Genomic DNA, 24767 nt, shown 5'->3' with positions numbered 1-24767 from the left:
AGATACCGTGCAGACGACGCTGCTCGGCCTGGCAATCGCCTTCATCATTGCGTTGATTGCTGCGCTTGTCGGGCCATATTTCATTGACTGGAACCAGTTCCGGCCGCAATTCGAGGCTGAGGCGACGCGGATCGTCGGCGCGCCGGTCCGGGTCGGCGGCAAGCTCGACGCACGGCTGTTGCCGGCGCCGTCGCTACAACTGCGCTCGGTCGTGGTCGGCGGCGCCAACGATCTCGGCAAGGTTCGCGCCGACAAGCTCGACGTGGAATTCAGCCTGGGCTCGCTGATGCGCGGCGAGGTGCGCGCCACCGAACTGACGATCAACGGCATGTCGCTCGATCTCGGGCTCGACGCCAAGGGACGCATCGATTGGCCGGCATCGACCGGGACGGTCAATCTGGGTTCGCTGGCGATCGACCGGCTCAATCTCACCGGGCGCATCGCCCTCCATGACGCGGCCAGCCGCAGCACGCTCGAACTGAACGATATCGCCTTCAGTGGCGACGTGCGCTCGCTGGCCGGCTCGGTCCGCGGCGACGGCAACTTCATGCTGTCGGGCACGCGCTATCCGTTCCGCGTCTCCTCGGGGCAGGGTCCTGACGGCAATGGCACCCGCATTCATCTCAATGTCGACCCGGGCCAGCGCCTGCTCCTGGCAGATCTCGACGGCGTGCTGAACTTCGATTCCCGCAGCCCCCGCTTCGAAGGCGCGATCACGCTGGCCGCTCCTCCCGGCCAGAAGGGCAAGGGTAACGATCCACCGTGGCGCATTGCGGCGAAGGTCAAGGCCGATTATTCGGCGGCGCGGCTCGATCAAATCGAGGTGACCTATGGCGCCGAGGAGCGCGCGCTGAAACTTTCAGGCAATGGCGACATCCGTTTCGGGGTGGCGCCGCTGTTGCGCGCGGCGCTGTCGGCGCGTCAGCTCGATGCCGACAGGTTCGTCGCCAAGGACAATGCCACTGAGCCGGTTCGGGCGTTACCGGCGCTGCGGGCGCTCACATCAGTCATTCCGCATCTGCCGATCCCCGCGCAGGTCGAACTCGCTTCCGAGCAGGTCATGCTGGGCGGACGCCCGTTGCAGGACATCGCCGCCGAGCTGCATGGTGACGACAAATTCTGGCATCTGCGAAGACTGGAGTTCCGCGCGCCCGGCGCCACCAGGGTTTCGCTCAGCGAGGCCAGTGCGACGGTCGCTGCACCGGACCGCTTCAAGGCCGCGCTCAGCGTCGAATCCTCCGATCCCGAGGCGCTGCTGACCTGGCTGCAGGGCCGCGGCGAGATCGCCTATCGCAGCCAGAAGCCGCTTCGGCTGCGCGGCGATGTGACCGTGGCGCCTGAGGGCTTTGCCATCGATGCCATGAAGGCCGACATCGAGGGCGGTACGGTGGAGGGGCGGGTGGTGGTGTCGCACCGGCAAGCCATTCACGGCTCCCGGCTCGATGCGGAACTGAAGGCGGAGCGTCTCGATCTCGATGCCGCCATGGCCTTTGCTCGGTCGCTGGCGGGGCCGCAAGGCGAGTGGCCGGATGAGGGGAAGCTTTCGCTCGACATCGGCCGCGCCACCTCCGCCGGCCAGGAGCTTAGTCCGCTGCTCGCCAGACTGGCCTATTCGCCGGCGAAGATATCGCTCGAGCAGTTGAAGATCGGCCAGCTTGAAAGCGTGACGCTGGACGGTGCGGGCAATTTCGACCGCGTCAGCGCGACCGGATGGTTCGCGCTAAATTCGAGCGCCGCCTCGCTCAGTCGGTTGACCGGCCTGATCGTCCCCTTTTCACCGGCGCTGGCCGCGCGGCTCAATGCAACGGGGACCAGCCCGAGCCCGGCGCGCCTGAAACTGGCGCTCGATCTCACCAGGATTGCCGGGCAGTCCGATCGCGTCCAGGCGCGCGCCACGGCCGACCTCGACTCGGCGCTGCTCAAGGGCGTCACCACGATCACCGCCAGGCCAACTGTGGCGGCCATCCAGGGCATCGATCTCGCCGCGCTCCGGCAGAGCGACGTCGGGATCGAATCGAAATTGTCGTCCGAGCAAGGCCGCGCGCTGCTTGTCCTGCTCGGCCTCGATCGCGCGGTGGCGGCGGGCGACGGCCCGGCGCAATTCGAGGGCAGCGCGACAGGCACGTGGGGCGGGCCGTTGCGGCTCAAGGCAAAGATCTCGGGAACGGGACTTGAAGCCGAAGCGGAAGGCTCCGCCGAACCATGGGCGCAGGAGGCCAAGGGCAGTCTCTCCTTGAAGGTTCGCCGCGCCGATTTCGGGCCGCTGCTCGATCTCAAGCCGGCGGATACGCTGGCGCAGAACATCGGCCTGTCTTCGCGCGTGCAGCTCACCGGAAACAGGTTGACCTTCGACGACCTCGACAGCAGCCTCGGCGGTTCGCGCCTGCGCGGCAGCCTCGCCGTGACGCTCGGCGAGGAAAAGGAGATCGAGGGCGAAATCGGCGCCGAGCAGCTCGCGCTGGCGCCGGCCTTTGCCCTGGCGCTCGGCGCCGCCGGACACGATGCCGCCGAGCCGCTCAGCACCGGGCTCGCGAAGGGCTGGCGCGGCAGGATCGCGTTTCAGGCATTGCGCGGCCTGCTGCCGGGCGGAAGCGAATTGCAGCCGGTGAGCGGCGTGGTCAAGAGCGACGGCCAGTCGCTGAGCTTCGATGCCATCAAGGGCAAGATCGGCGGCGGCGAGGTCACCGCCAGTGTGGATGCGAAGCCGGGCGCGAACGGCATTGCGTTGAACGCGAGCGTCCAGTTCTCCGGTATCGACGGCACGGCGCTGCGCTATCGCAACCTCGCGATGCCGGCCGGCCGCGCGTCGATGCAGATGACGCTGACGAGCCAGGGCCGCAGCGCCTCGGCGCTGGCGGGCGCGCTGTCCGGCAGCGGAACGCTGACGCTGGAGGCGGCGCGGATCTCAGGCCTCGATCCGCGCGCCTTCGAAGTGGCGGTCCGCGCCAATGACAGCGGGCAGGCAAAGGACGACGTCCGATTGAAGCAGATCGTCGAAGCCGCTCTTCCGGCCGGCGCGCTCGCGGTTCCTTCCGCGCAGATCCCGTTCACCGTCAGGGACGGCCGGCTTCGCGTGGGCGCCACGACGCTGGACGGCAACGGCGTGCGGGCCACCGTCTCCGGCGGATACGATATCGCCGCCGATCAGGCCGATATCCGCGCCGCGCTTTCCCTGACGATGACGACCGGGCGTCCGGAGATTCAACTGCTTGCCGTGGGCACGCCCGACGCGCTCAGCCGCAGTGTCGACGTTGCCCCTTTGTCTTCGTGGCTGGCGGTGCGCGCGATCGATCACGAAACCCGAAGGCTCGATGCCATCGAACGTGGCGAACCGCCGCCGCCGGCGCCGGCGCCGATCGTGCTGCCGCCCGTGGATGGACAATTGCCTATCCCGGAAGCGACGCTGCCGCCCGCACTGGTGACGCCAAAGGGGCGCGACCCACGGCGGCCTCCGGCGAAGAAGGCGACGGCGCCGCGTCCACCCGTGGTCAATGCGCCGCCCGCGCCCGTCGCGGGCCAGCCGCAGGTTGCGCCGCTGCCGCCGCCGATCGACGTGAGGCCCGCGCCGGGCGCCGCCAAGCCGAGGCCGCCGCGTCCGCCGCTGGCGCTGACGCCGCAAGTGGGCAATCCGCCGCCGCGCTCGAACTAGGTGTGGCTCATTGGCGCGCAGCCGCAGACTCAGTCGAAAATGACCCTTTTCAGACTTCGCGGGGTAAAGGCCTACCCCCGGCTGCGGGTTCTGCTAACTCGAAATGGGTAGTTTCCTCAACGAACCCGAGTTGCGAATATGCAGCGCAATTGCGGTGGCCGCCGGGGGTGTGGGGGCGGCGTTGATTCCTATCAGAGTCAGCGGCAGGTCGCTTAGCCCGTCTTTAGATGCTCGAGTCTGTCCGTAGTAACAGTAGCGATCTTTGATCTTTATCAAGGAGATCAAAAAGTCAGTCATGGTGGACGATCCAACTGCCTAGTCTAGGCGTCGACGATGTCCGATCCACGATCACTAACGCCAGAGATAAATTTCCGCCGAGGCATTAGCTATGCCGGCGGTCTGGTCGCAATTGGAGTGATCTATTTCGCCCTGGCAAAAGGCGGCCTTGCTCTCGCCTCTATTCATGCCAGTGCAACGCCAATTTGGCCACCGACGGGTGTCGCGCTGGCGGCGGTGATGTTGTGGGGATATCGCGCTTGGCCCGCAATTTTCACGGCAGCGGTGATCGCCAATGCGACGACCGCCGGCTCGGTTGCCACCGCAATTGGGATTGCGACCGGTAACTCTCTTGAAGCGGTCGTTGGCGCTTACCTGATCAATCGATGGTCGAGCGGATGTAATACTTTTTCGACGCCAAATTCTGTCGCGAAGTTTGCTCTGATTTGCTTCGTGATCGCGACACCGATCAGCGCCAGCATTGGGCTGACCAGCCTGGCAACCGCCGGGTACATCGAACGGGCGAATTTTGCGGACGCCTGGGTCACATGGTGGCTGGGAGATGCGACCGGCGCGCTGGTCATTGCCCCCGCTATCGTGCTTTGGGCGTCAAGTCACTACCGTGCTTTCAGCCGCAATGAATTTTTGGAGACGGTCGGCGTCCTCGCAACAGCGGCGGCCGTTGGACTCATTGCCTTCAGCCCCGTGATCGAGCAAACGCCGGGTCGAGATCCGCTGGGTTTTCTTGCGATCCTGCCAATGTTGTGGGCGGCGCTGCGCCGCGGTCCACGTGACACCGCAACGGTTGCGCTGGTGCTTTCCGGCATCACGATTTGGGGGACGTTCACCGGCGGCGGCCCCTTCACGACCGCGGATCAGAACGTTTCATTCCTGCTGGTGTTGATGTTCCTGATCAGTATTACCGTTCCAAGCCTGTTGTTGAGCGCCGACGTCGAGGTGCGCAAGAAGGGGGAGGAAAGTCTGCGCCGCGCGCAGATCGAACTCGAACGGAAGGTCGCAGAGCGTACGCAACAGCTGGAGCTCGCCAATGCAGCAAAATCGCGCTTTTTTGCCATGGCAAGCCATGATTTGCGGCAACCACTACATGCACTCGGCCTGTTCGTTGCACAGCTGCGCACGCCGCTCAAATCGGGGGAAAGGACAAAGACGATCGAGCAGATCGATGCAACGCGCAAAGAAATGGATGAAATGTTCAATTCGCTCCTGGATATTTCCAGGCTCGATGCTGGGATCCTTACACCCAAAATTACCGAATTCCCGATCGCGCGCCTGTTGCAAAAAATTGAGACGACGTTTGATCAGGCAACGCGAGACAGGGGCTTACGTCTACGCGTTAGGCGAAGTGACGCCTGGGTGAGGAGCGACGCCATGCTGCTCGAACGCATACTCCTCAACTTGGTATCCAATGCTGTGCGCTATACATTGCGCGGCGGGATCATTGTCGGCTGTCGTCGGCGCGGTGAAATGTTGCGCATCGAGGTCTGGGATAGCGGTCCCGGCATTCCTGAGGATCAGAAGCAGAATATCTTTGGGGAGTTTTTTCAACTTGCTGCCCCAGAACGGTACCGGTACGGCGGCCTGGGGCTCGGCTTGGCTATTGTCGACAGGCTTCGCCTGCTTCTCAACCATCAAATCGACTTAGCTTCGACTGTGGGCCGAGGTTCGCGCTTCGCAATCCTGGTTCCGATGGCCGATGAGTGCGTCACGTCCACCGAGCCCGTCGACGCACCTCACCCAGCGGCCTTTGCGGTCGAAGGCAAGGTAATTCTTGTTATTGCCGATGCTCCAATTGTGCAGGAGGGAACGGGCGGATTGCTTGGCAGATGGGGATACTCCGTCCTTACCGCCGGATCCGACGAAGCGGCACTTATCCGACTTGCTGAGCGCCAACAACGCCCCGATCTTATAATTTCGGATTATCATCTTGCTAGCGGAAAGACCGGGATCCAAGCAATTGAGCAAATTAATGCCGCGTTTGGCTCTTCAATTCCAGCTATTCTCATCAGCGGCGATACGGCAGCTGAACCACTACGTGACGCAAAGGATAGAGGATACGTTTTGCTGCACAAGCCTGTCGACCCAATGCGGCTCCGCGCTGTCATGCACGAGCTCTTTAGGGGTCATTGACGATAGGAGAGGCGTCGGTGCGGCTTTATGATTCAGATTTCGGCGACGATTCCCAGCCCATTTTTCCTACCTTTATTACTGCCTCGGTGCGGCTCGTTACGCTGAGCGCCTTGAGAACGACCGTGATGTGGTTCTTCACTGTCGGCACCGCCATATTGAGGGTCTTGGCAATGACCTTGTTGCTTTTTCCCTTCATCAGGAGCGCAAGCACTTCAATCTGCCGATCGGTCAACCCGAGACCCTTGAGAGAGTCGCGCGTCGCTAGCTGATTTGTAAGCCGCGGAGACGTTGTTTCCTCCAGAATTTCCGAGGGAATGTAAATACCGCCGGAGAAAACTAACTTGATGGCGTTGAGCATGACCTCACGTTCGGTAGTTTTCGGGATGAATCCCAGAGCGCCAAGTTTGAAGGCGCGCTTGACCGTGTCTTGATCACTTGAGGACGAGAGAATGATGACAGCAATGGTCGGATAGTAGTCTCGCAGTTCGCGTAGGACAGAGAAGCCGTCTCGATCAGGCAAATTGATATCAAGCAAAATGAGGCTGATGTCGGGATGTTCCTCGACTATGTGCATTGCCTGACGGCTGTTCGAAGCTTCAAATATGACGGCTTCCGGCTTCAGTTGTTTCAGGACAGCCTGCAACGCCTCGCGAATCAACGCATGATCGTCGACAATAAGAACTTTCATGAAAAGCTCTCCGTCATCCCATTGTACGGAGATCCAATTGAAGGAAAATCATACACCCATCTCGGGGTCTTTGGCGAGGAAGAGGCTGGCGGAAGACCGGCTCCCGAAACCGTCCGTCCTCCATCGTTGGCCCAATAAGCGGTTCACCGTCAGGCACTCAAGGTAGGAGCCGAATGCCGTTGTGTGCTGTAATTGCAATCACCTCACAGTAGGACACCGAAAAGACGAGTGGGGATCACGAGACCGGGGGACTCAGAGTCTCCTTTGCCTATGCGCAACAGTGAATGTCAAACTGATGCGGAGATCCGTACGATACCTTGATCATAGGACCTAAGGACCTCTCTGTTTGGACCTCCGGCTGATTTACGCGCTGTGCCGTTGAAGGATAATCGTCAATGGACGGCCTCCCGCGCCGTTCTACCAAGCGCCGCCATATGATCGTTCTCGCAATAGCCTTCGTGGCCCGGGTTGGCGTCAAGCAACTCTAGACTGCGACGTTGTCACGATCCGACAGTGCGCGGGCGATGTTTTTTGTTGAATTCGGTCCCTCTTGAGAGCGTGCTCACGCGCCGGACGGGGCAACCAGATGCATGATCGAACTGCCACCCCGAAGCCATCGGCAGGCGCGCTGCCGGAGCTGAAAGGCTACGGCCGCGATCTGCGCATTGATGCCTGCCGCGGCATCGCGCTCTGGTGCATCTTTCTTGACCATGCCCCCAACAACATCGGGAGCTGGCTGACGCCGCGCAACTACGGCTTCAGCGATGCCGCGGAAGTGTTCATGTTCCTCTCGGGCGTGACCTGCGCGCTGGCCTACGGTAAGGCACAGCGGAGCGGGGGCTGGACCGGCGTGATCGGCCGGACGCTGTGGCGGAGCTGGGATATTTATGTCGCATTTCTGCTGCTCACGCTCGCCTGCGCCGTCATGGTTCACCTCGCAGGCGGCGGCCATCTTGCCGACAAGAGCAATACGCGCATTCTGTTTGAACAGCCGGGCGTGACGCTCGCGCACGCGGCGATCCTGCAATACCGCCCGGTCAACACCGACGTCTTGCCGCTCTTCGTGCTTTATCACCTTTTGTTCGCGCCGCTGCTGTGGCTGCTGCTGCGAGTGCCGAACGCAACGCTCGGCGCGTCGCTGTTGCTTTACGCACTGGTGTACGTCTTCGGCTGGACCATCCCGGCATGGCCGAACAGCCACTGGTTCTTCAATCCACTGGCATGGCAGTTGCTCGTCGTGCTTGGCGCGTGGTGGATTATCGAGGGCAAGAGATTCCGGCCGTGGGTGACCTCACGCACCGCACTTGTGCCTGCCGTTCTCTATCTGGGGTTCAGCCTCATTATCGCATTGAGCTGGAGCATCAAACCGCTGGAAGGGCTGGTCCCGCAGGCGCTGCTGACGCTGCTTTACCCGACGGACAAATCGAATCTCGATCCATTGCGACTGCTGCATTTTTTGGCCCTTGCGGTTTTGGCCGTATGGTTCGTGCCTCGCGATTGGCGAGGGCTGACGACGGCGGTGATGCGCGGCGCCATTCTCTGTGGCCAGAACTCGCTGCCAATCTACTGCCTCGGCGTTCTGCTGACGCTCGCCAGCCACCTGGCGCTGCTCGACATCTCGGAGGGGTTGATGATGCAGATCGCGCTCAGTGTTGGTGGCGTCGTGGTGATGATCGTGGCGGCGACGCTGCTGAACTTGATCCAGACCAAACCCGGGCAGCAGCCGCACGCGAAGCCCGCCGACCTGCCCGTCGAGCAGCCAACCAAGTTTGAACTGGTCATCAATCTCAAGACAGCCAAGGCGCTCGGCGTTTCCGCCCACGCTGCTCGCCCGAGCCGACGAGGTAATCGAGTAAAGATGCTGTTTGCTCCGGTGCGCGAGTCCGGCTGCGGCGCTGATCCAGTGCCAGCAATCGCGCACGCCTTCGGGCCACCGGCAAAAAATGCGGCTCAGGATGTGAATTAGACCACAAAGACCGTGGAACCTTATTTTTCCGATTATCGTAGGAGCCTAGGCCATGATTTCCCACCCAAAGACCCACAAGGGCGCGGTGCTGATCGCGGCGTACGTGATGTTTGCCTGCCTAGCGGCATTACTGTCGGTCAACCTGACATCACCCACCAGCGCCGCGCTCGGCGCTGACTGGCAGTGCAGCCGGTTTGCGCTCGTACTCACGACCTGCACCCCGGTGCGTGCACACGAGACCCGTTCCACTGGCGATGATGGCCCGAGTCACAAGCTCGCAATCATAGATTCGCAGTAGATTCGCGTCGCTTTTCGTCTGTACCTCGCACCACCGGTTTATAAGTACACGGCCTAGCCCAGCGCGATCTCCCGCCCGATCCCGATCGCCTGCAGAAATGCCTCGTCATGGCTGACCGCGATCAGCGCGCCGTCGAATCCTTTCAGCGCATTTTCCAGTTCCTCGATCGAAGCGAGATCGAGATGGTTGGTCGGCTCGTCCAGCAGCAGGACGAACGGCGGTTGCGGGCGTGCGAAGGCGCAGGCTAGGCCCGCGCGCAGCCGCTCGCCGCCTGAGAGCGTGGCCGCGATCTGCAGCGCCGCCCGCTTACGGAACGCAAACCGCGCCAGCGCGGCGTGGGCCGCGTTGGCCGAGAGCTCCGGATTCAGGCGGCGCAGATTGTCGAGAATGCTCAGCCCGGGGTCGAGCAGGCCGATATGCTGATCGAGCACGGCAACGCGGTCGGTGTGACGGCGGACATCGCCGCGCGCGGGTTTCAGCTTGCCGGTGATCAGGCGGAACAGGGTGGTCTTGCCACTCCCGTTGGCGCCGCGGATGGCGATCCGCTCGGGTCCGCGAACGTCGAACGACAGCGGTCCGAACAGATGGCGCTCCCCGAAGGCCATCACCACGTCCTTGAAGGCGATGAGTTGGCGCCCGCCGGGCAGATCGGTGCGCGGCAGATCGATCGAAAGCGGCGTCAGGATCTCGACTTGCGCCCTGGCCATCTCCAGCGCCTCGGCGCGCTCGCCGAGCAGGCGGCCGGCGAGCTGGCTTTCGCGCGCGGCGCTGTTCTCGGCGCGCTCCTTCTCGCGGTCCATGAACATTTTGTCCTCTATGCCCTTGCCGCGCCAGGCGCGGCCGGCCTTGTCGCGGCGCGCCTTCTTTTCCCGCGCCTTCTGCAGCGCGCGTTCGGTATTGCGCAGGGCATCCGAGGCGCGCTCGAGGTCGTCAGCGGCGCGGGCGCGGGCCGCCTCGCGCGCTTCGGCAAAGTCCGACCACGCGCCGCCGAATATGCTGATGCCGACCGGCGTCAACTCGACGATGCGGTCGACGCGTTCCAGCAGCGCGCGGTCGTGGCTGGCGATGAGGACGCCGCCCTGCCAGCGTTCGAGCAACTGCGCCACGGCCTGCCGGCCACAGGCATCGAGATTGTTGGTGGGTTCGTCCAGCAGTAAGAGATCCGGCGCCTCGATCAGGAGGCGTGCCAGCGCGAGGCGCGTTCGCTCGCCGCCGCTCAAGGAGACGATCGGGCGATGCAGCGGCAGTGACGGCAGTCCGGCTTCGACCAGCGCCGCCTGTATCCTCGCTTCCAGCGTCCAGTCCGCTTCGGTTGCGTCATCAAGCGATTCTTGAAGCGATCCTTCGCCGCGTTCGAGCCGGCGCAGGCGGGCAAGATCGTCGGCGACGCCGAGCGCTCGGTCGACCGTCAGCCGTTCATCGGTCAGCTGCGCGAGCATGCCGATCGAGCCGATGCGTTGCAGCGATCCGCCCGCAGGTTCGATCTCGCCCGCGATCAGGCGAAGCAATGTGGATTTGCCGCAGCCGTTGCGGCCGACAAGGCCGGTGCGCTCGCGCCCGATGGCAAGCGTCAATCCATCGAACAGCGGGCGTCCGTCAGGCGTGGCGAGGGAGATGGAATCCAGAACGAGAAAGGCAGGCATGGAGAGCTTCCGAAAATGGACTGAGGTCGCGAGGCGCGGTCAGCTTTGCGATGTCCATTTCTCTCTCCAGGCTTTCTCTGTGACGGGTCTTCTTCCGTTGGTCGTCGTCTTCCGTCGGTCGTCGGGTTCCGCCCGCCAGTTAGGCAGGGAACCGCAACGGCCAATCAATTAGATACATTGCCGTCATTCGTCCAGCCTGCCGCAACGCGCAGCGCCTCTGCGCGGCAGGCGGAATACTTGCCGCCCGGCGGGGTCTGTACCTGCGGCTGGACCATGGATTCGCTCACGCTGGAAAACCGGAGGGTTCGCATGTTGAAATCAGCTATCAAGCTCGCAACGCTGGCACTGTTTTCGGTGGCTCTGATCGCATCGCCGCCATCCGTTCCGGCCTTTGCGGCGGGCGGCGGAGGCGGAGGCGGCGGTGATCCGCCTTCGGCCAGCCCGCCGCCGCCGGATACCAGGTCCGCTCCCAGGTCGAGCTCCAAATCCAAGAAGAAGCCCACCAAACAGTCGAGCGCCGACGATGCCGCCTTCCGGGAGGGATACCGTGCGGCTCACGCGACGATCTACGAGCGCAACGATTATGCTGCCGCCATCGATCAGCTCAAGGTGCTCGGCCACGACGACAACGCCGGCGTCGCCAACCTGATCGGCTATTCCTATCGCAAGCTCGGCGATTACAAGCTGTCGCAGACCTGGTACGAGCGCGCGCTGAAGGCGGACCCGAACCACGTGCTGACCTGGCAGTATTACGGCCTGTGGCAGATCGAGCAGGGCAATCGCGACCAGGCGTCGTATCATCTCGGCCGTATCGCGGCGATCTGCGGCACCGGCTGCGAGGAGTACCGGTCGTTGGCCGCAGCGCTCGAAAAGCCGCCTGGCACCGGACTCGTTTATTGAGCGTTGCGATCGAGCTGGGTGGGCGCGCCTTCTGACGCGCTCGCCCTGATCGAAGCCTTAAGCCTGTGGCCGCGGCGCGTCCGGCGCGGCAGGCGGCAGGGCGCGGGTGCGGAAATAGTCGAGCACGAAGAGACGGATCGCCGAGGACAGATTGCCCTGCTGGCGATTGCTGTCGATCTCGCCGACCAGTTCGGACAGCGTCATGTTCCGCAGGCCCGAGATTTCCTTCATGCCGTTCCAGAAAGCCTCTTCGAGGCTGACGCTGGTCTTGTGGCCGGCGACCACGATCGAGCGCTTGACGACAGGTGACTTCATGATGCGTCTCCGTCATCGAGCTTGTGCTGATCCAAGAGATCGCCGGCGCGATCCTTGCGACGTTCGTTGAGAGAGCGTTCGGCCTTGGTGCGGCCGAACCGTGCGCGGTTGGCATCGGCTTGCTTCGCCGATTGTTCCCGCTCGCTGCGCTTCTTGAACCGCTTCAGGTTGATCACGTCTGCCATGTGCGCTTCCATCATCCGGCGACTCGAAGGCGTGATGATCGATGACTTAAGCAAATATTTTCGCGCGGCGCGCGAGCAAACTCGACCGTCATTCAGAATCCCCGTGTGGTGCTCTTTGATAGCACCAAAAAATATATTTCGCTCTGCGAAAACCGAACAATGCTTGCTCCTACCATGCGTCAACGCAACCGCGATAGATGATCAACCTCATTCTTCAGCAATGATCCATAATATTTATATCTCTCACCCCGTAGTTTCCCGGGGGGGGGCGCCGCCGCGGCGATCAGCCCGGGTGTGTCATTTTGTCCGGCTGCACCAGGCGTTCGAATTCGGCGTCGTTGACAAGGCCGAGGCGCACAGCCTCTTCCTTCAATGTTGTTCCGCGCGCATGCGCCGATTTGGCGACCTTCGCCGCGTTGTCGTATCCGATCTTGGGAGCCAGCGCGGTGACCAGCATCAGCGAGCGCTCCATCAATTCGCGAATTCGCTTTTCGTCGGCGCGTATGCCCACCACGCAATGTTCGGTGAACGAACGCGTCGCGTCCGACAGCAGTTGAATGGAATGCATCATACAATATGCCAACACGGGCTTGTAAACATTCAATTCGAAATGCCCCTGGCTCCCGGCAACGGTGACGGTTGTCTGGTTACCGAACACCTGACAGCAGACCATGGTCATCGCTTCGCACTGGGTCGGGTTGACCTTGCCGGGCATGATCGACGAGCCCGGTTCGTTTTCCGGCAGGATCAATTCGCCCAGACCGGAACGCGGGCCCGAGCCCAGCAGGCGAATGTCGTTGGCGATCTTGAACAGGCCGGTCGCGGCTGAGTTGATCGCGCCATGCACCATGACATAAGCGTCGTTGGAAGCCAGCGCCTCGAATTTGTTGGGCGCGCTGGTGAAGGGCTGTCGTGTGATTTTCGCGACGTGCCTGGCAAACAGTTTTGCAAATCTCGGTTTCGAGTTGAGGCCGGTGCCGACAGCCGTTCCGCCCTGCGCCAGCGGGAACAATTCCTTCACCGCGATGCGCAGCCGCGCCATGCCGCTTTCGACCTGCGCGGCGTAGCCCGAGAATTCCTGTCCCAGCGTCAATGGCGTTGCGTCCTGGGTGTGGGTTCGCCCGATCTTGACGATTTTTGCGAAGGCCTTTTCCTTCTTGCGCAATTCGCGATGCAGTTCGTCGAGCGCCGGAATCAGGTCGGCGATGATGCGTCCGGCGGCAGCGATATGCATCGCCGTCGGAAATGAATCGTTCGACGACTGACTCATGTTGACGTGATCGTTGGGATGAACCGGTTTCTTGGCGCCGAGTTCGCCGCCCAGCATCTGGTTGGCGCGGTTGGCGATCACCTCGTTGAGGTTCATGTTGGTCTGGGTGCCGGAGCCGGTCTGCCAGACGACCAAAGGAAAGTGATCGTCAAGCTTGCCTTCGATCACCTCGCGTGCGGCACGGATGATGGCGCCGGCGCGGCGCGCATCGAGCAATCCGAGTTCCCGGTTGGTTTGGGCGGCGGCGAGTTTGACGATGCCGAGCGCATGGACGATCGCGATCGGCATGCGGTCCTGGCCGATCTTGAAATTCTGTCGCGAGCGCTCGGTTTGCGCGCCCCAATAACGATCGGCGGGAACATCGATCGGACCGAAGCTGTCGGTCTCACTGCGGGTGGATTTGTTTCCAGATGTTTCTGTGCGGGCCATGCGTCATGTCCGTTGCGCCGTGAAGTGGCGGAACGTTTACACTACAGCGTAGCCGATTTCTCGCGCTTAGATTATTTCTTGCGGAAACGATCCAGCCGAACCACTTCAGCGCCTTCGCTCGTCTTCACCGGCTCGTCCTTGCTTTCCGCGGCGGGCTCCGGCGCGGCGACGGGCAGGGCGGACGGAGCGGGGACAGCCGGCAGCTTCGCCGCCGGCGCCTCGGCCGCCGTCTCCGACGGCTCGAATTGCAGGCCGAACTGCACCGAAGGATCGAGGAAGCTCTTGATCGCCGCGAACGGAACCACCAGCCGCTCGGGGATGCCGCCGAACGACAGGCCGACCTCGAAACGATCCTCCGTCACCACCAGGTCCCAGAACTGATGCTGCAGGATGATCGTCATCTCTTCCGGGTATTGCGCGAGCAGCCGCGGCGACAGCTTCACGCCGTCGGCGGTGGACAGGAAGGTGATGAAGAAATGGTGCTCGCCCGGCAGGCCGTGTTCGGCGGCGTCGGTGAGCACGCGGCGCAGGACCCCGCGCAGCGCGTCGCGCGCCAGCACGTCATAACGGATGTGATCGGTCGCCATGGTCGTCCTGTATGGTCGTCCTGTTACGTTGGATGGCCGCCGGTCCCCCGACTCGCCCCTTTGCGCCATGCTACCCCGGCGGGAGCCGCAGGTCAGCAGGCGTGACGGAGCGAATTTGCGGCAGAACGGCGTCGTCGGCCGGAAATAAAAAGAATAAAGTGGAGGCTTCTGTTGCCAGGTGCCTCCGAACCCCGCCTAGCGGAGCTTAACCCACCAGGACTTTAGACTTGGTCTTTCAAACTGCGTTACGCAGCCTGAGCAACCGGAGCATAGTTGTCGTTTGCAACTATTGCATAGCCCGATAACGGCGGAACCATACCGAGAAAAAACTCGCCCTTTACGCCCTCGTCGATCCTGGTTCGCCCCCGCCGAAACCCATGCTGCAAGGTAGGCAAGGGTGGGCTTGGGTGGAGGCGCCGGGTACTGCCCCCGGGTCCGAATGGTTTATTGCGACGGTCATTTATTTCCATAGCCGGCGAACCGGCACCCCCAATATAGGGCGCAAATTTGGAGAAAAACAGGGGGCGAAGGCGCTGAACAAGAGGGGAACGCGAGGTAATACTTTCGGTTTGATGTCGGTCAGTTGCGGTTTTGCCACGGATTCGACCGTTCCTGAAGTGCGACGGGTGCCGATCGCGCGTCCCGGCGCTGCATGAATTTTCGCCAGCCGGCCGCGCGGATCGCGCGGCCGATCGCCAATCGCTAGGGGGCTGCGGTGCACCAATCGAAGGTTGCGATCTGCGGCCCCGTTGCTGGGCCTGATTGCAAGCTTTGCATTTCATTTGCCATTCGGCTCGGAAGCGTTTTGGGTTTTGCTGGCGTTGTCTGAGGAAACTCGCTAGCAAGTTTCCGGGACAAGCATCCAGGTTATCCAAGCAACGGGCTCGAAGCCCGCTTTGGGGGAGGAGTATCCATGAACGCCACGCCGGGCCATACGCCGGTTGAATCTATCTTGCCAAAATGGGTCCGCGGCCCGCAGGATTTTATCGGCGGCCTTGCGCTGATTGCCATCGCCCTGTTCGCCCTTTGGGCGTCGAGCGACCTGCAGGGCATGCGCGGATTTTCGTTCGGTGCCGGCACGGCGCCCCGGATGTTCGGATTTCTGCTGCTGGGTCTGGGCGCTGCCATCGCCCTCGTCGGCGTTTTCACCGAAGGCGCTCACCTCGCGAAATACCACTGGCGGGGTCCTCTGTTTGTGTCGCTGGCGATCCTGTCGTTTGCCTTCACGATCCGGCCGATGGGAATGATCTTCGCGGCCATGGCAAGCTTCGTCATCGCGGCATGCGGAACGCCAGAAACCCGGTGGACGGAAACGCTGATCGTCGGCGCCTGCCTGACGGCGTTTTGCGCCCTGCTGTTTCCGTACGCGCTCGGTCTGCCTTTGCAGCTGCTGCCGACTTTCCTGATACGTTGAGGGTACGATGGGAGATATCTTCTCAAATCTTGGGCTCGGCTTCGGTGTCGTTTTCCAGTTCGTACAGTGGACGCCCGCCTTTCTGGGCGGGGCTTCGATTCCGATTCCCGTCAACATTCTGCTGTGTCTGATCGGCGCGCTGGTCGGCACGCTGGTCGGCGTGCTGCCGGGCATCGGCACCATCGCCACCGTGGCCATGCTGCTTCCGATCACCTTCGGCCTGCCGCCGGTTGGCGCGCTGATCATGCTGGCCGGCATCTATTACGGTGCGCAGTACGGCGGCTCGACCACGTCGATCCTGGTCAACATCCCCGGTGAGGCCGGGTCTGTAGTCACCGCGCTGGACGGCTTCCAGATGGCCAAACGGGGCCGCGCCGGTCCGGCGCTCGCGATCGCTGCGATCGGGTCGTTCTTCGCCGGCTGTGTTGCGACCGTTCTGATTGCCGTGCTGGGCGCGCCACTCACCAAGCTCGCGCTGGCATTCGGGCCTGCCGAATATTTCTCGCTGATGGTGCTCGGCCTGATCTTTGCGGTTGTGCTCGCAAAGGGATCGGTGCTGAAGGCGATCGCGATGATCGTGTTCGGGCTGCTGCTGTCCATGGTCGGGTCCGACATCGAGACCGGTGCGTCGCGTATGGCTTTCAACATTCCCGAACTCGCCGACGGTCTTGGCTTCGCCACGGTGGCGATGGGCCTGTTCGGTTTTGCGGAGATCATCAGAAATCTCGATGCCGGCGGTGAAACCGATCGCAAACTGGTGCAGGAAAAAGTCACGGGACTGATGCCGACGCGCAAAGACCTCAAGGATTCGGCCCCCGCGATTCTGCGCGGCACCGTGCTTGGATCGATCCTCGGTATTCTGCCGGGCGGTGGCGCTGTAATCGCTTCCTTCGCCGCCTACACGCTCGAAAAGAAGATTTCGAAAACGCCCCAGCAGTTCGGCCACGGGGTGATCCAGGGCGTCGCGGCGCCTGAAAGCGCCAACAATGCCGCGGCCCAGACCTCGTTCATCCCGTTGCTCACGCTGGGTATCCCACCCAACGCCGTCATGGCGCTGATGGTCGGCGCGATGACGATTCATGGCATCGTGCCGGGTCCGCAGGTAATGCAGAAGCAGCCGGAGCTCGTTTGGGGCATGATTGCCTCGATGTGGGTCGGCAACTTGATGCTGCTGATCATCAACCTGCCGCTGGTTGGAATCTGGGTGCGGCTGCTGCGGGTGCCTTATCGCCTGATGTTCCCGGCCATCGTGGTTTTCTGTTCCATCGGCATCTACTCGGTGAACAACGCCCCAACGGACGTCATGCTTGCCGGTGCGTTCGGGCTGGTCGGCTATTGGCTGATCAAGCACGATTTCGAGCCGGCGCCGTTGCTGCTCGGCATGGTGCTCGGGCCGTTGATGGAAGAGAACCTGCGGCGGGCGCTTCTGATCTCGCGCGGCGACTGGTCAGTGTTCCTGACCCGCCCGTTGTCGGCGGTGCTGATGGCGATCGCTGCGGCCCTGCTTGTGCTTGCGGTACTGCCTTCGCTGCGCAAGAAGCGCGACGAGGTGTTTGTGGAGTCGGAAAACTGACCTGCGTCGGTGCGTCGCAGCTCGAAGTCTGGGCGACTTCGGGCTAACTGATGTGAGAAGCGAATGCCGGCTCGGGAGCGCCGGCATTTACGAATATTTCGGGAGGAAATCAAAATGAACTGGTATGGTCGCTCGCTTGCGAGCGGTTGCTTGGCTGCGCTTGCCGGACTGGCTGTGTTTACGGCGCAGGCGCAGGCTCAAGCCTATCCGACACGCAGCATCACCATGATCGTGCCGTTCGCGGCTGGCGGTCCGACCGATGTCATCTCGCGCATCGTCACCGGCCATATGGCGCAGACGCTCGGTCAAACCATCATCATCGAGAACGTCGTCGGCGCCGGCGGCACCACCGCTACCACGCGCGCCTCGAAGGCAGCCAATGACGGTTATACGCTGATCACCGGGCATATGGGAACGCATGCGGCCTCCGTGCCGCTTTATCCCAAGCTGGCCTATCATCCGGAGAAGGATTTCGAGCCGGTCGGCCTGCTCGCCGGCACGCCGATCCTGATCCTGGCGCGGAAGGATTTCCCGCCGAAGGACCTCAAGGAATTCATCACCTATGTGAAAGCGAATGAATCCAAGGTCAACGCGGCGCATGCCGGCGTCGGTTCGGTCTCGAACGTATCGTGCGAATTGTTGAACTCGATCCTGGGGGTCAAGCCGATCGGCGTTCCTTTCAACGGCACCGGTCCGGCGATGAACGCGCTGGTGGGCGGGCAGGTCGATTACATGTGCGACCAGATCGTCAACGCGGTGCCGCAGATCAATGGCGGCACGATCAAGGCCTATGCCGTGGCGACGGCGGAGCGCAATCCGTCCCTGCCTAATGTTCCGACCACCACCGAGGCCGGTCTGCCGGCCTTCCAGGCTCAAGCGTGGAACGCGATTTTTGCGCCCAAGGGAACGCCAGCGGACGTCGTTGCCAAGTTGAACGCCGCGATCGTCAAGGCGCTGGATGACGAGGGCGTGCGCAAGCGCCTGCTCGATCTCGGCAGCGTTATCCCGGCTGCCGCGGATCGCACCCCGGCTGCGTTGGGAACCCTGGTGAAGAGCGAAGTCGCGAAGTGGACGCCGGTGCTCAAGCCGGTGAATTAACCCATACAATCAAGACAATGGGCGAGGGGCGGGACGCAGGTTCCGCCCCTTGTCGTTTGCGCGCGGGATGATCATTTTTCCGGGTATAATCAGTGTGCGAAGCCGAATCGGCGTGTCGATCGGCTGTCCCGGCCGCTAAATTCGCCGTTCTGACAAAGGCCTGAAGCACCAGCCATGAACCAGTACCACGATCTGCTCGAACGGATTCTCTCTGACGGCGCGGAGAAGCACGACCGTACCGGCACCGGCACGCTGTCGATCTTCGGTCACCAGATGCGGTTCAACCTGTCGGCCGGGTTTCCGATGCTGACGACCAAGCGGTTGCCGCTGAAGGCGATCGTGCACGAATTGCTGTGGTTCCTCGCCGGCGACACCAACATCAAATATCTCAAGGACAATGGCGTTTCGATCTGGGATGAATGGGCCGACGCCAACGGCGATCTGGGGCCGGTCTACGGATCGCAGTGGCGCTCCTGGCCGGCGCCGGACGGGCGCAGCATCGACCAGATTTCCAACGTCATCGACATGATCAAGCGCAACCCGGATTCGCGGCGGCTGATCGTGAGCGCGTGGAATCCGGCCGACGTCGACAAGATGGCGCTGCCGCCCTGTCATTGCCTGTTTCAGTTCTATGTCGCCAACGGCAAGCTGTCCTGCCAGCTCTATCAGCGCTCGGCCGACGTGTTCCTCGGCGTCCCCTTCAACATCGCGTCCTATTCGTTGCTGACCATGATGGTCGCGCAGGTGACGGGATTGAAGCCCGGCGATTTCGTGCACTCGTTTGGCGACACGCATCTCTACTCCAACCACCTCGAGCAGGCGCGGCTGCAACTGACGCGGCCGACGCGTCAATTGCCGGTCATGAAGATCAATCCGGACGTGAAGGACATCTTCGCGTTCCGTTACGAGGATTTTGCGCTCGAGGGCTACGATCCGCACCCGCACATCAAGGCCGAAGTCGCCGTATGAGCAGCAGCGGTGTGAGCATCTGATGTCCCTTCTGATCCGCCGCGCGCGGCCGGGCGAAGCGGGACTTGTGCTGTCCTTTGTTCGCGAACTCGCCGAATACGAAAAGCTGCTTCACGAAATGGAGGCGACGGAGGCCGACATCGATGCGGCGCTGTTCGGCGCCAATCCGCGATTGTTCTGCGAGATCGCCGAATGGGACGGGATGCCTGCCGGCTTCGCGGTCTGGTTCGTCAATTTCTCGACCTTCAGCGGCCGCTCCGGGATCTATCTGGAAGACCTGTTCGTTCGCCCCGCACTGCGCGGCAAGGGTATCGGCAAGGCACTGCTGGTGCGTCTCGCCAGGGAATGCGTGGCGAACGGCTGGTCGCGTTTGCAATGGTCGGTGCTCGACTGGAACACGCCGTCGATCGAATTCTACAAATCGCTCGGCGCCGAACTGATGGACGAGTGGACGATTTGCCGGGTCGGCGGTCCTGATCTGACGGCGCTGGCGCAAGGGACGCGGTAATGGAAATCGTTCTCATCGTGGCAGTCGCCGAGAACGGCGTGATCGGGGCCAGCGGCGCCATGCCGTGGCGGCTGAAATCCGACATGGCGCGCTTCAAGGCGCTGACAACGGGAAGGCCCGTGGTGATGGGGCGCAAGACCTTCGTCTCGATCGGCCGGCCGCTTCCCGGACGGACCAATATCGTCGTCACCCGCGACGCGGGCTTTCGCGCCGGCGGCGTTGTGGTCGCCAACTCCTTCGCGGATGCGAGGGCGATCGCCACCGGCGATGCGCTGCGACGTTTCGCCACTGAGATCGCTGTGATCGGCGGCGCGGAAATCTATGCCCAGTGGATGGAGGACGCCGATCGCCTGGAGATTACCGAGGTGCACGCCCGGCCCGACGGCGACACGCGTTTCCCACCCGTCGATCCAACCGCATGGGAAGAGGTGGGGCGCGTGCGGAATCCGGCCGGGCCGCACGACAGCGCCGATTTCTCCTATGTGACATTTCGCCGGCGCGGGAAGCGCTAATCGTCGCGTTAACCTCGCTAACCAATGTTTCCATTGACAATTATGGCGTCAGGCATAGCTGCTTCGAGCAGTAAGCTTGCGTTGTAAGGGACCTAGCGGTCCCCTATAAAGCCGGGCGGATATGCGAGGCTTAAGGCATCCTGCCCCACAGGCGGACCCCGGCCACCCGCAGAGGAGAGTTTATATGCCGTGGAAGAATCAAGGCGGGGGCCCCTGGGGCCAGGGTCCCAAAGGACCATGGGGCGGCGGTCCGCAATCGGTCGGGCCAAGGCCCCCCGATCTGGAGGACCTCCTGCGGCGCGGCCAGGACAAGCTGCAGCAGCTTCTGCCCGGCGGGCATTTCAGCGGCATGGGCATCGCGCTGGTGCTGGTTGGCGCGCTGGCGATCTGGGGGTTGTCCGGATTCTTCCGCGTGCAGTCGGAAGAACTCGGCGTCGTGCTGCGCTTCGGCAAGCACGTGCGCACCGTGCAGCCCGGCCTGAACTATCATCTGCCCTATCCGATCGAGACCGTGCTGCTTCCGAAGGCGTTGCGCGTCTCCACCCTCTCGATCGGCATGTCGCTGATCGACGATCCGGCGCGGCGCGGCCGCACCATGCGGGACGTGCCGGAAGAAAGCCTGATGCTGACCGGCGACGAAAACATCGTCGACGTCGACTTCACCGTGTTGTGGCGGATCAAGCCCGACGGCGTCGGCAATTTCCTGTTCAACATCCAAAACCCCGAAGGCACCGTGAAGGCAGTGGCCGAAAGCGCGATGCGCGAGGTGATCGGCCGCTCCTTGATTCAGCCGATCCTCACCGGCGCCCGCACCACGAACGAGCAGGGCGTGCAGGAATTGATGCAGAGGACGCTCGACACCTACGGCTCCGGGATCCAGATCACGCAGGTACAGATGCAGAAGGTCGACCCGCCCGCGCAGGTCATCGACGCGTTCCGCGACGTGCAGGCCGCGCGTGCCGACTTCGAGCGGCTGCAGAACGAGGCGCAGAGCTATGCCAACCGCGTCGTCCCCGACGCGCGCGGACGCGCCGCGCAGATCCTGCAGGTCGCCGAAGGTTACAAGGAACAGGCGGTCGCCGAGGCCAAGGGCCAGAGCTCGCGCTTCACGAAAGTCTACGACGAGTACAAGAAGGCGCCTGACGTGACGCGGCAGCGAATTTACCTGGAGACGATGGAGCGGATTCTCGGCGGGTCCGAGAAGCTGGTCTATGACGGCGGCAACTCGGCACAGAGCCTCGTGCCGTATCTGCCGCTCAGCGAATTGACGCCGCGCCGTCCGGCGCCGACGGCTGGCCAGCAGCAGACCGGAGGCACCCGATGAGGTCTCCCGTTACAGGTATTGTCACCCTGATCCTGCTGTTTCTCGCGGTGATCGTGGTCTACAGCTCGATCTTCACGGTGTCGCAGACCGAACAGGCGCTCGTTGTCCGGCTCGGCCGGCCGGTCGACGTCGTGTCGGAGCCGGGCCTTAACTTCAAGGCGCCGTTCATCGACACCGTCATCAGCATCGACAAGCGCATCCTCGATCTGGAAAATCCGTCGCAGGAAGTCATCGCTTCCGACCAGAAGCGGCTCGTTGTCGACGCCTTCGCCCGCTACCGGATCAAGAACCCGTTGCGCTTCTATCAGAGCATCGGCTCGATCCAGGCCGCCAACATCCAGCTCACCACGCTCTTGAACGCGGCGCTGCGCCGCGTGCTGGGCGAGGTCAGCTTCATCAATGTGGTGCGCGACGAACGCGAGGGCCTGATGACGCGCATCCGCGAGCAGCTCGACCGGGAGGCCGATCAGTACGGCATCCAGGTGGTCGACGTGCGTATCCGCCGCGCCGATCTGCCGGAACAGAACAGCCAGGCGGTCTACAAGCGCATGCAGACCGAACGTGAGCGCGAGGCCCAGGAATTCCGCGCCCAAGGCGGCCAGAAGGCGCAGGAGATCCGTTCGAAGGCCGATCGCGAAGCGGTCGTCATCGTCGCCGATGCCAATTCGACCGCCGAGCAGACCCGCGGCGTGGGCGACGCCGAACGCAACCGGCTGTTCGCCGAGGCCTATGGCAGGGATCCGGAATTCTTCGCCTTCTACCGCTCGATGTCGGCCTACGAGACCGGGCTCCGTTCCAACGACACCCGTTTCCTGCTGCGGCCGGATTCCGAGTTCTTCCGCTTCTTCGCCAATCCGTCGGGCCATCCGCCGGCGGCCGCGGCGCCGAAGCCTTAAGAACGTCCGGGCCGGATACACGCGTTACGGCGAAGCGGGGCCCGCTTCGCCGGCATAAAAGCAAAAGACGCTTGAATAGCGGGGGGTTGTTTTCCGATGAGGTCCATAGCGTTCACCGACTTCCTCATCGGTGTGGGCATCCTCTTTGTGCTCGAAGGCCTGATGTTCGCCGCCAGTCCGGCCTGGATGCGCCGGGCGATGAAGAGCGCGCTGGCAACGCCGGATAATGTCCTGCGGATCGTCGGCATCGTCTCGGCGGTCGTGGGTCTGGTGCTGATCTGGTTCGTGCGGCGGTAGACGTTCACCGTCATTCCGGGGTGTTCCGGAGGACCAGCCCTCAGGTGTGCAAGTGCACACCGGGGAACCCAAAGATTCCAAGATGTGCAATTGCACATCTAGTTTGACTTCGCGCCCCGGAATGACGGCAATAAACGGCCCGCAACTAGCTGTGGCGTCAACGCAATCGTGAGCCGCCTGGGGCCGGTTTTCCGGCGGAATATCAGGCGAGATGCTTGCGCCTCGGACCCGTTCGGGCGCACTGTGGGCCCGAATCCACCCCCTTGGAGACAAGCCGACATGACCGGTGCCAGACCCGCCTTGAGCCGCCGCCTGTGCCTGATGGGGATTGCGATCTCGCTCAGTGCCGCCAGCTTGCTGGCGTCGGTGCCGGCTAGCGCGCGCGGGCCGGACGGCATCGCTGACATTGCCGAAAAGGTGATCGACTCCGTCGTCAATATCTCGACCTCGCAGAACGTCGAGGCCAAAGGCGGCGGCAACAACAGGGAAGCGATGCCGCAATTGCCGCCGGGCTCGCCGTTCGAAGAGTTCTTCGACGATTTCTTCAAGAACCGTCGCGGCGGCGCTGCTCCCAAGGACGGCGACAAGAGCGGTGAGTTGCAGCGCCGCAAGACCAATTCGCTCGGCTCCGGTTTCATCATCGATGCCGCAGGCGTCGTCGTCACCAACAATCACGTCATCGCGGACGCCGACGAGATCAACGTGATCATGAACGACGGCACCAAGATCAAGGCCGAACTGGTCGGCGTCGACAAGAAGACCGACATCGCCGTGCTGAAGTTCAAGCCGGTGAAGCCGGTGAACGCGGTGAAGTTCGGCGATTCCGACAAGCTGCGGCTCGGCGAATGGGTGATCGCGATCGGCAATCCGTTCAGCCTCGGCGGCTCGGTCACGGCCGGCATCGTGTCGGCGCGCAACCGCGACATCAGCCAGGGGCCGTATGACAGCTACATCCAGACCGACGCCTCCATCAATCGCGGCAATTCCGGCGGGCCGCTGTTCAACCTCGAAGGCGAAGTGATCGGTGTCAATACGCTGATCATCTCGCCGACCGGCGGCTCGATCGGCCTCGGCTTCGCGGTGCCCTCGAAGACGGTGGCGGGCGTGGTCGATCAGCTCCGGCAGTTCGGCGAACTGCGCCGCGGCTGGCTCGGCGTGCGGATTCAGCAGGTCACCGAGGAGATCGCCGAAAGCCTCAACATCAAGCCCGCCCGCGGCGCGCTGGTCGCCGGCATCGACGACAAGGGGCCGGCCAAGCCGGCCGGCATCGAGCCCGGTGACGTCGTCGTCAAGTTCGACGGCAAGGATGTCAAGGATCCGAAGGATCTCTCGCGCGTCGTCGCCGACACCGCCGTCGGCAAGGAAGTCGACGTGGTCATCATCCGCAAGGGCAAGGAGGAAAGCCGCAAGGTCACCCTCGGGCGCCTCGAGGATACCGAAAAGGTGCAGCAGGCCGCCGCCAAGACCAAGGAAGACCCCGTCGAAAAGCCCGTGACGCAAAAGGCGCTCGGCCTCGATCTCGCCGCGCTGAGCAAGGACCTGCGCACCAAGTACAAGATCAAGGACAGCGTCAAGGGCGTGATCGTCACCGGCGTCGACAACGGTTCCGATGCCGCCGAAAAGCGGCTGTCGGCCGGCGACGTCATCGTCGAGGTGGCGCAGGAAGCGGTCGGCAACGCGGCCGACATCAAGAAGCGCGTCGATCAGCTCAAGAAGGACGGCAAGAAGTCGGTGCTGCTGCTGGTCTCGAACGGCGAAGGCGAATTGAGGTTCGTGGCGCTGAGCGTGCAGTAGTTAGAGTCGACGTAACCGGGCTGGCCGC

General features: G+C 62.8%; 21 protein-coding genes and 1 other RNA gene. 15 read left to right on the top strand and 7 right to left on the bottom strand.

The window, feature by feature from the left end:
• The first annotated feature begins 7 nt into the window (after nucleotides 1-7).
• Both C7G61_RS15145 and C7G61_RS15140 read left to right on the top strand, forming a co-directional pair.
• Nucleotides 8-3649: an AsmA family protein gene (locus C7G61_RS15145; RefSeq protein ID WP_108515413.1), complete on the top strand. Its 3642-nt coding sequence runs from the start codon at nucleotides 8-10 to the stop codon at nucleotides 3647-3649.
• 333 nt (nucleotides 3650-3982) lie between these two features.
• Nucleotides 3983-6073, top strand: a complete 2091-nt coding sequence (locus tag C7G61_RS15140) for an MASE1 domain-containing protein (protein ID WP_190241831.1) — start codon at nucleotides 3983-3985, stop codon at nucleotides 6071-6073.
• 25 nt (nucleotides 6074-6098) lie between these two features.
• On the opposite strand, the gene C7G61_RS15135 is transcribed toward C7G61_RS15140, so the two are convergent.
• A complete protein-coding gene (locus tag C7G61_RS15135; RefSeq protein ID WP_108515411.1) occupies nucleotides 6099-6761 on the bottom strand; it encodes a response regulator transcription factor in 663 nt (220 codons plus the stop codon).
• 586 nt (nucleotides 6762-7347) lie between these two features.
• Between C7G61_RS15135 and C7G61_RS15130 the strand changes: the two genes are divergently transcribed.
• Both C7G61_RS15130 and C7G61_RS15125 read left to right on the top strand, forming a co-directional pair.
• A complete protein-coding gene (locus C7G61_RS15130) occupies nucleotides 7348-8727 on the top strand; it encodes an OpgC domain-containing protein (RefSeq protein ID WP_108515408.1) in 1380 nt (459 codons plus the stop codon).
• 52 nt (nucleotides 8728-8779) lie between these two features.
• Complete coding sequence (locus tag C7G61_RS15125; RefSeq protein ID WP_108515406.1) at nucleotides 8780-9025, top strand: hypothetical protein; 246 nt, start codon at nucleotides 8780-8782, stop codon at nucleotides 9023-9025.
• 53 nt (nucleotides 9026-9078) lie between these two features.
• Here the strand turns inward: C7G61_RS15125 and C7G61_RS15120 are convergent, their stop codons facing one another.
• Nucleotides 9079-10668, bottom strand: coding sequence for an ABC-F family ATP-binding cassette domain-containing protein (locus C7G61_RS15120; RefSeq protein ID WP_108515403.1), 1590 nt, complete (start codon nucleotides 10666-10668; stop codon nucleotides 9079-9081).
• A 309-nt stretch (nucleotides 10669-10977) separates the two neighbouring features.
• Here C7G61_RS15120 and C7G61_RS15115 point away from each other — a divergent pair, with 309 nt between their 5' ends.
• Nucleotides 10978-11568, top strand: a complete 591-nt coding sequence (locus C7G61_RS15115; RefSeq protein ID WP_108515401.1) for a tetratricopeptide repeat protein — start codon at nucleotides 10978-10980, stop codon at nucleotides 11566-11568.
• Between the two features lie 57 nt (nucleotides 11569-11625).
• Here C7G61_RS15115 and C7G61_RS15110 read toward each other — a convergent pair whose 3' ends face one another.
• The 5 genes from C7G61_RS15110 to ssrA all read right to left on the bottom strand — a co-directional run bounded on the left by C7G61_RS15110 (nucleotide 11626) and on the right by ssrA (nucleotide 14878).
• Nucleotides 11626-11883: a ribbon-helix-helix domain-containing protein gene (locus C7G61_RS15110; protein WP_108515399.1), complete on the bottom strand. Its 258-nt coding sequence runs from the start codon at nucleotides 11881-11883 to the stop codon at nucleotides 11626-11628.
• Nucleotides 11880-12068 carry a DUF4169 family protein gene (locus tag C7G61_RS15105; protein ID WP_108515709.1) on the bottom strand — a complete coding sequence of 63 codons (189 nt, stop codon included), beginning with the start codon at nucleotides 12066-12068 and terminating at the stop codon, nucleotides 11880-11882. Before C7G61_RS15105 ends, C7G61_RS15110 begins: the two co-directional genes overlap by 4 nt.
• Before the next feature lie 283 nt (nucleotides 12069-12351).
• Nucleotides 12352-13767, bottom strand: a complete 1416-nt coding sequence (fumC, locus tag C7G61_RS15100) for a class II fumarate hydratase (RefSeq protein ID WP_108515397.1) — start codon at nucleotides 13765-13767, stop codon at nucleotides 12352-12354.
• A 71-nt stretch (nucleotides 13768-13838) separates the two neighbouring features.
• Entirely contained in the window at nucleotides 13839-14354 is a 516-nt protein-coding gene (locus C7G61_RS15095; protein ID WP_108515394.1) for an SspB family protein, read from the bottom strand.
• A gap of 157 nt (nucleotides 14355-14511) precedes the next feature.
• Nucleotides 14512-14878, bottom strand: a transfer-messenger RNA (tmRNA) gene (gene ssrA / locus C7G61_RS15090).
• A gap of 389 nt (nucleotides 14879-15267) precedes the next feature.
• Here ssrA and C7G61_RS15085 point away from each other — a divergent pair.
• The 10 genes from C7G61_RS15085 to C7G61_RS15040 all read left to right on the top strand — a co-directional run bounded on the left by C7G61_RS15085 (nucleotide 15268) and on the right by C7G61_RS15040 (nucleotide 24739).
• Nucleotides 15268-15768, top strand: coding sequence for a tripartite tricarboxylate transporter TctB family protein (locus C7G61_RS15085; protein WP_108515391.1), 501 nt, complete (start codon nucleotides 15268-15270; stop codon nucleotides 15766-15768).
• Between the two features lie 7 nt (nucleotides 15769-15775).
• Complete coding sequence (locus C7G61_RS15080) at nucleotides 15776-17341, top strand: tripartite tricarboxylate transporter permease (protein ID WP_108515388.1); 1566 nt, start codon at nucleotides 15776-15778, stop codon at nucleotides 17339-17341.
• 114 nt (nucleotides 17342-17455) lie between these two features.
• A complete protein-coding gene (locus C7G61_RS15075; RefSeq protein ID WP_108515386.1) occupies nucleotides 17456-18439 on the top strand; it encodes a tripartite tricarboxylate transporter substrate binding protein BugD in 984 nt (327 codons plus the stop codon).
• A 174-nt stretch (nucleotides 18440-18613) separates the two neighbouring features.
• Nucleotides 18614-19408 (top strand): thymidylate synthase, encoded by a 795-nt coding sequence (locus C7G61_RS15070; protein ID WP_108515384.1) that lies wholly within the window; start codon nucleotides 18614-18616, stop codon nucleotides 19406-19408.
• A 22-nt stretch (nucleotides 19409-19430) separates the two neighbouring features.
• Nucleotides 19431-19916: a GNAT family N-acetyltransferase gene (locus C7G61_RS15065; protein WP_108515381.1), complete on the top strand. Its 486-nt coding sequence runs from the start codon at nucleotides 19431-19433 to the stop codon at nucleotides 19914-19916.
• Nucleotides 19916-20428 carry a dihydrofolate reductase gene (locus C7G61_RS15060; RefSeq protein ID WP_108515378.1) on the top strand — a complete coding sequence of 171 codons (513 nt, stop codon included), beginning with the start codon at nucleotides 19916-19918 and terminating at the stop codon, nucleotides 20426-20428. Before C7G61_RS15065 ends, C7G61_RS15060 begins: the two co-directional genes overlap by 1 nt.
• A gap of 184 nt (nucleotides 20429-20612) precedes the next feature.
• Nucleotides 20613-21752 (top strand): FtsH protease activity modulator HflK, encoded by a 1140-nt coding sequence (gene hflK, locus C7G61_RS15055; protein ID WP_108515377.1) that lies wholly within the window; start codon nucleotides 20613-20615, stop codon nucleotides 21750-21752.
• Nucleotides 21749-22648: a protease modulator HflC gene (hflC, locus tag C7G61_RS15050; RefSeq protein WP_108515374.1), complete on the top strand. Its 900-nt coding sequence runs from the start codon at nucleotides 21749-21751 to the stop codon at nucleotides 22646-22648. The genes hflK and hflC overlap by 4 nt, the downstream gene beginning before the upstream one ends.
• A gap of 96 nt (nucleotides 22649-22744) precedes the next feature.
• Nucleotides 22745-22945: a DUF2065 domain-containing protein gene (locus tag C7G61_RS15045; RefSeq protein ID WP_108515372.1), complete on the top strand. Its 201-nt coding sequence runs from the start codon at nucleotides 22745-22747 to the stop codon at nucleotides 22943-22945.
• A 321-nt stretch (nucleotides 22946-23266) separates the two neighbouring features.
• Nucleotides 23267-24739 (top strand): Do family serine endopeptidase, encoded by a 1473-nt coding sequence (locus tag C7G61_RS15040; RefSeq protein ID WP_420836761.1) that lies wholly within the window; start codon nucleotides 23267-23269, stop codon nucleotides 24737-24739.
• The last annotated feature ends 28 nt before the right edge of the window (nucleotides 24740-24767 follow it).

Origin of the sequence: Bradyrhizobium algeriense, from assembly GCF_003062295.1 — a bacterium.
GTDB classification, from domain to species: Bacteria; Pseudomonadota; Alphaproteobacteria; order Rhizobiales; family Xanthobacteraceae; genus Bradyrhizobium; species Bradyrhizobium algeriense.
Note: the sequence above shows the minus strand (reverse complement) of the source record. Positions and strands in the feature narration are given on the sequence as shown.

Bases quoted from the DNA above. Each gene is read 5' to 3' on its own strand.
- fumC (WP_108515397.1), bottom strand. From the start codon at position 13,767: ATGGCCCGCACAGAAACATCTGGAAACAAATCCACCCGCAGTGAGACC.
- C7G61_RS15085 (WP_108515391.1), top strand. From the start codon at position 15,268: ATGAACGCCACGCCGGGCCATACGCCGGTTGAATCTATCTTGCCAAAA.
- C7G61_RS15080 (WP_108515388.1), top strand. From the start codon at position 15,776: ATGGGAGATATCTTCTCAAATCTTGGGCTCGGCTTCGGTGTCGTTTTC.
- C7G61_RS15075 (WP_108515386.1), top strand. From the start codon at position 17,456: ATGAACTGGTATGGTCGCTCGCTTGCGAGCGGTTGCTTGGCTGCGCTT.
- C7G61_RS15105 (WP_108515709.1), bottom strand. From the start codon at position 12,068: ATGGCAGACGTGATCAACCTGAAGCGGTTCAAGAAGCGCAGCGAGCGG.
- C7G61_RS15130 (WP_108515408.1), top strand. From the start codon at position 7,348: ATGCATGATCGAACTGCCACCCCGAAGCCATCGGCAGGCGCGCTGCCG.
- C7G61_RS15095 (WP_108515394.1), bottom strand. From the start codon at position 14,354: ATGGCGACCGATCACATCCGTTATGACGTGCTGGCGCGCGACGCGCTG.
- hflC (WP_108515374.1), top strand. From the start codon at position 21,749: ATGAGGTCTCCCGTTACAGGTATTGTCACCCTGATCCTGCTGTTTCTC.
- C7G61_RS15070 (WP_108515384.1), top strand. From the start codon at position 18,614: ATGAACCAGTACCACGATCTGCTCGAACGGATTCTCTCTGACGGCGCG.
- C7G61_RS15040 (WP_420836761.1), top strand. From the start codon at position 23,267: ATGGGGATTGCGATCTCGCTCAGTGCCGCCAGCTTGCTGGCGTCGGTG.
- hflK (WP_108515377.1), top strand. From the start codon at position 20,613: ATGCCGTGGAAGAATCAAGGCGGGGGCCCCTGGGGCCAGGGTCCCAAA.
- C7G61_RS15140 (WP_190241831.1), top strand. From the start codon at position 3,983: ATGTCCGATCCACGATCACTAACGCCAGAGATAAATTTCCGCCGAGGC.
- C7G61_RS15045 (WP_108515372.1), top strand. From the start codon at position 22,745: ATGAGGTCCATAGCGTTCACCGACTTCCTCATCGGTGTGGGCATCCTC.
- C7G61_RS15110 (WP_108515399.1), bottom strand. From the start codon at position 11,883: ATGAAGTCACCTGTCGTCAAGCGCTCGATCGTGGTCGCCGGCCACAAG.
- C7G61_RS15135 (WP_108515411.1), bottom strand. From the start codon at position 6,761: ATGAAAGTTCTTATTGTCGACGATCATGCGTTGATTCGCGAGGCGTTG.
- C7G61_RS15065 (WP_108515381.1), top strand. From the start codon at position 19,431: ATGTCCCTTCTGATCCGCCGCGCGCGGCCGGGCGAAGCGGGACTTGTG.
- C7G61_RS15125 (WP_108515406.1), top strand. From the start codon at position 8,780: ATGATTTCCCACCCAAAGACCCACAAGGGCGCGGTGCTGATCGCGGCG.
- C7G61_RS15115 (WP_108515401.1), top strand. From the start codon at position 10,978: ATGTTGAAATCAGCTATCAAGCTCGCAACGCTGGCACTGTTTTCGGTG.
- C7G61_RS15120 (WP_108515403.1), bottom strand. From the start codon at position 10,668: ATGCCTGCCTTTCTCGTTCTGGATTCCATCTCCCTCGCCACGCCTGAC.
- C7G61_RS15060 (WP_108515378.1), top strand. From the start codon at position 19,916: ATGGAAATCGTTCTCATCGTGGCAGTCGCCGAGAACGGCGTGATCGGG.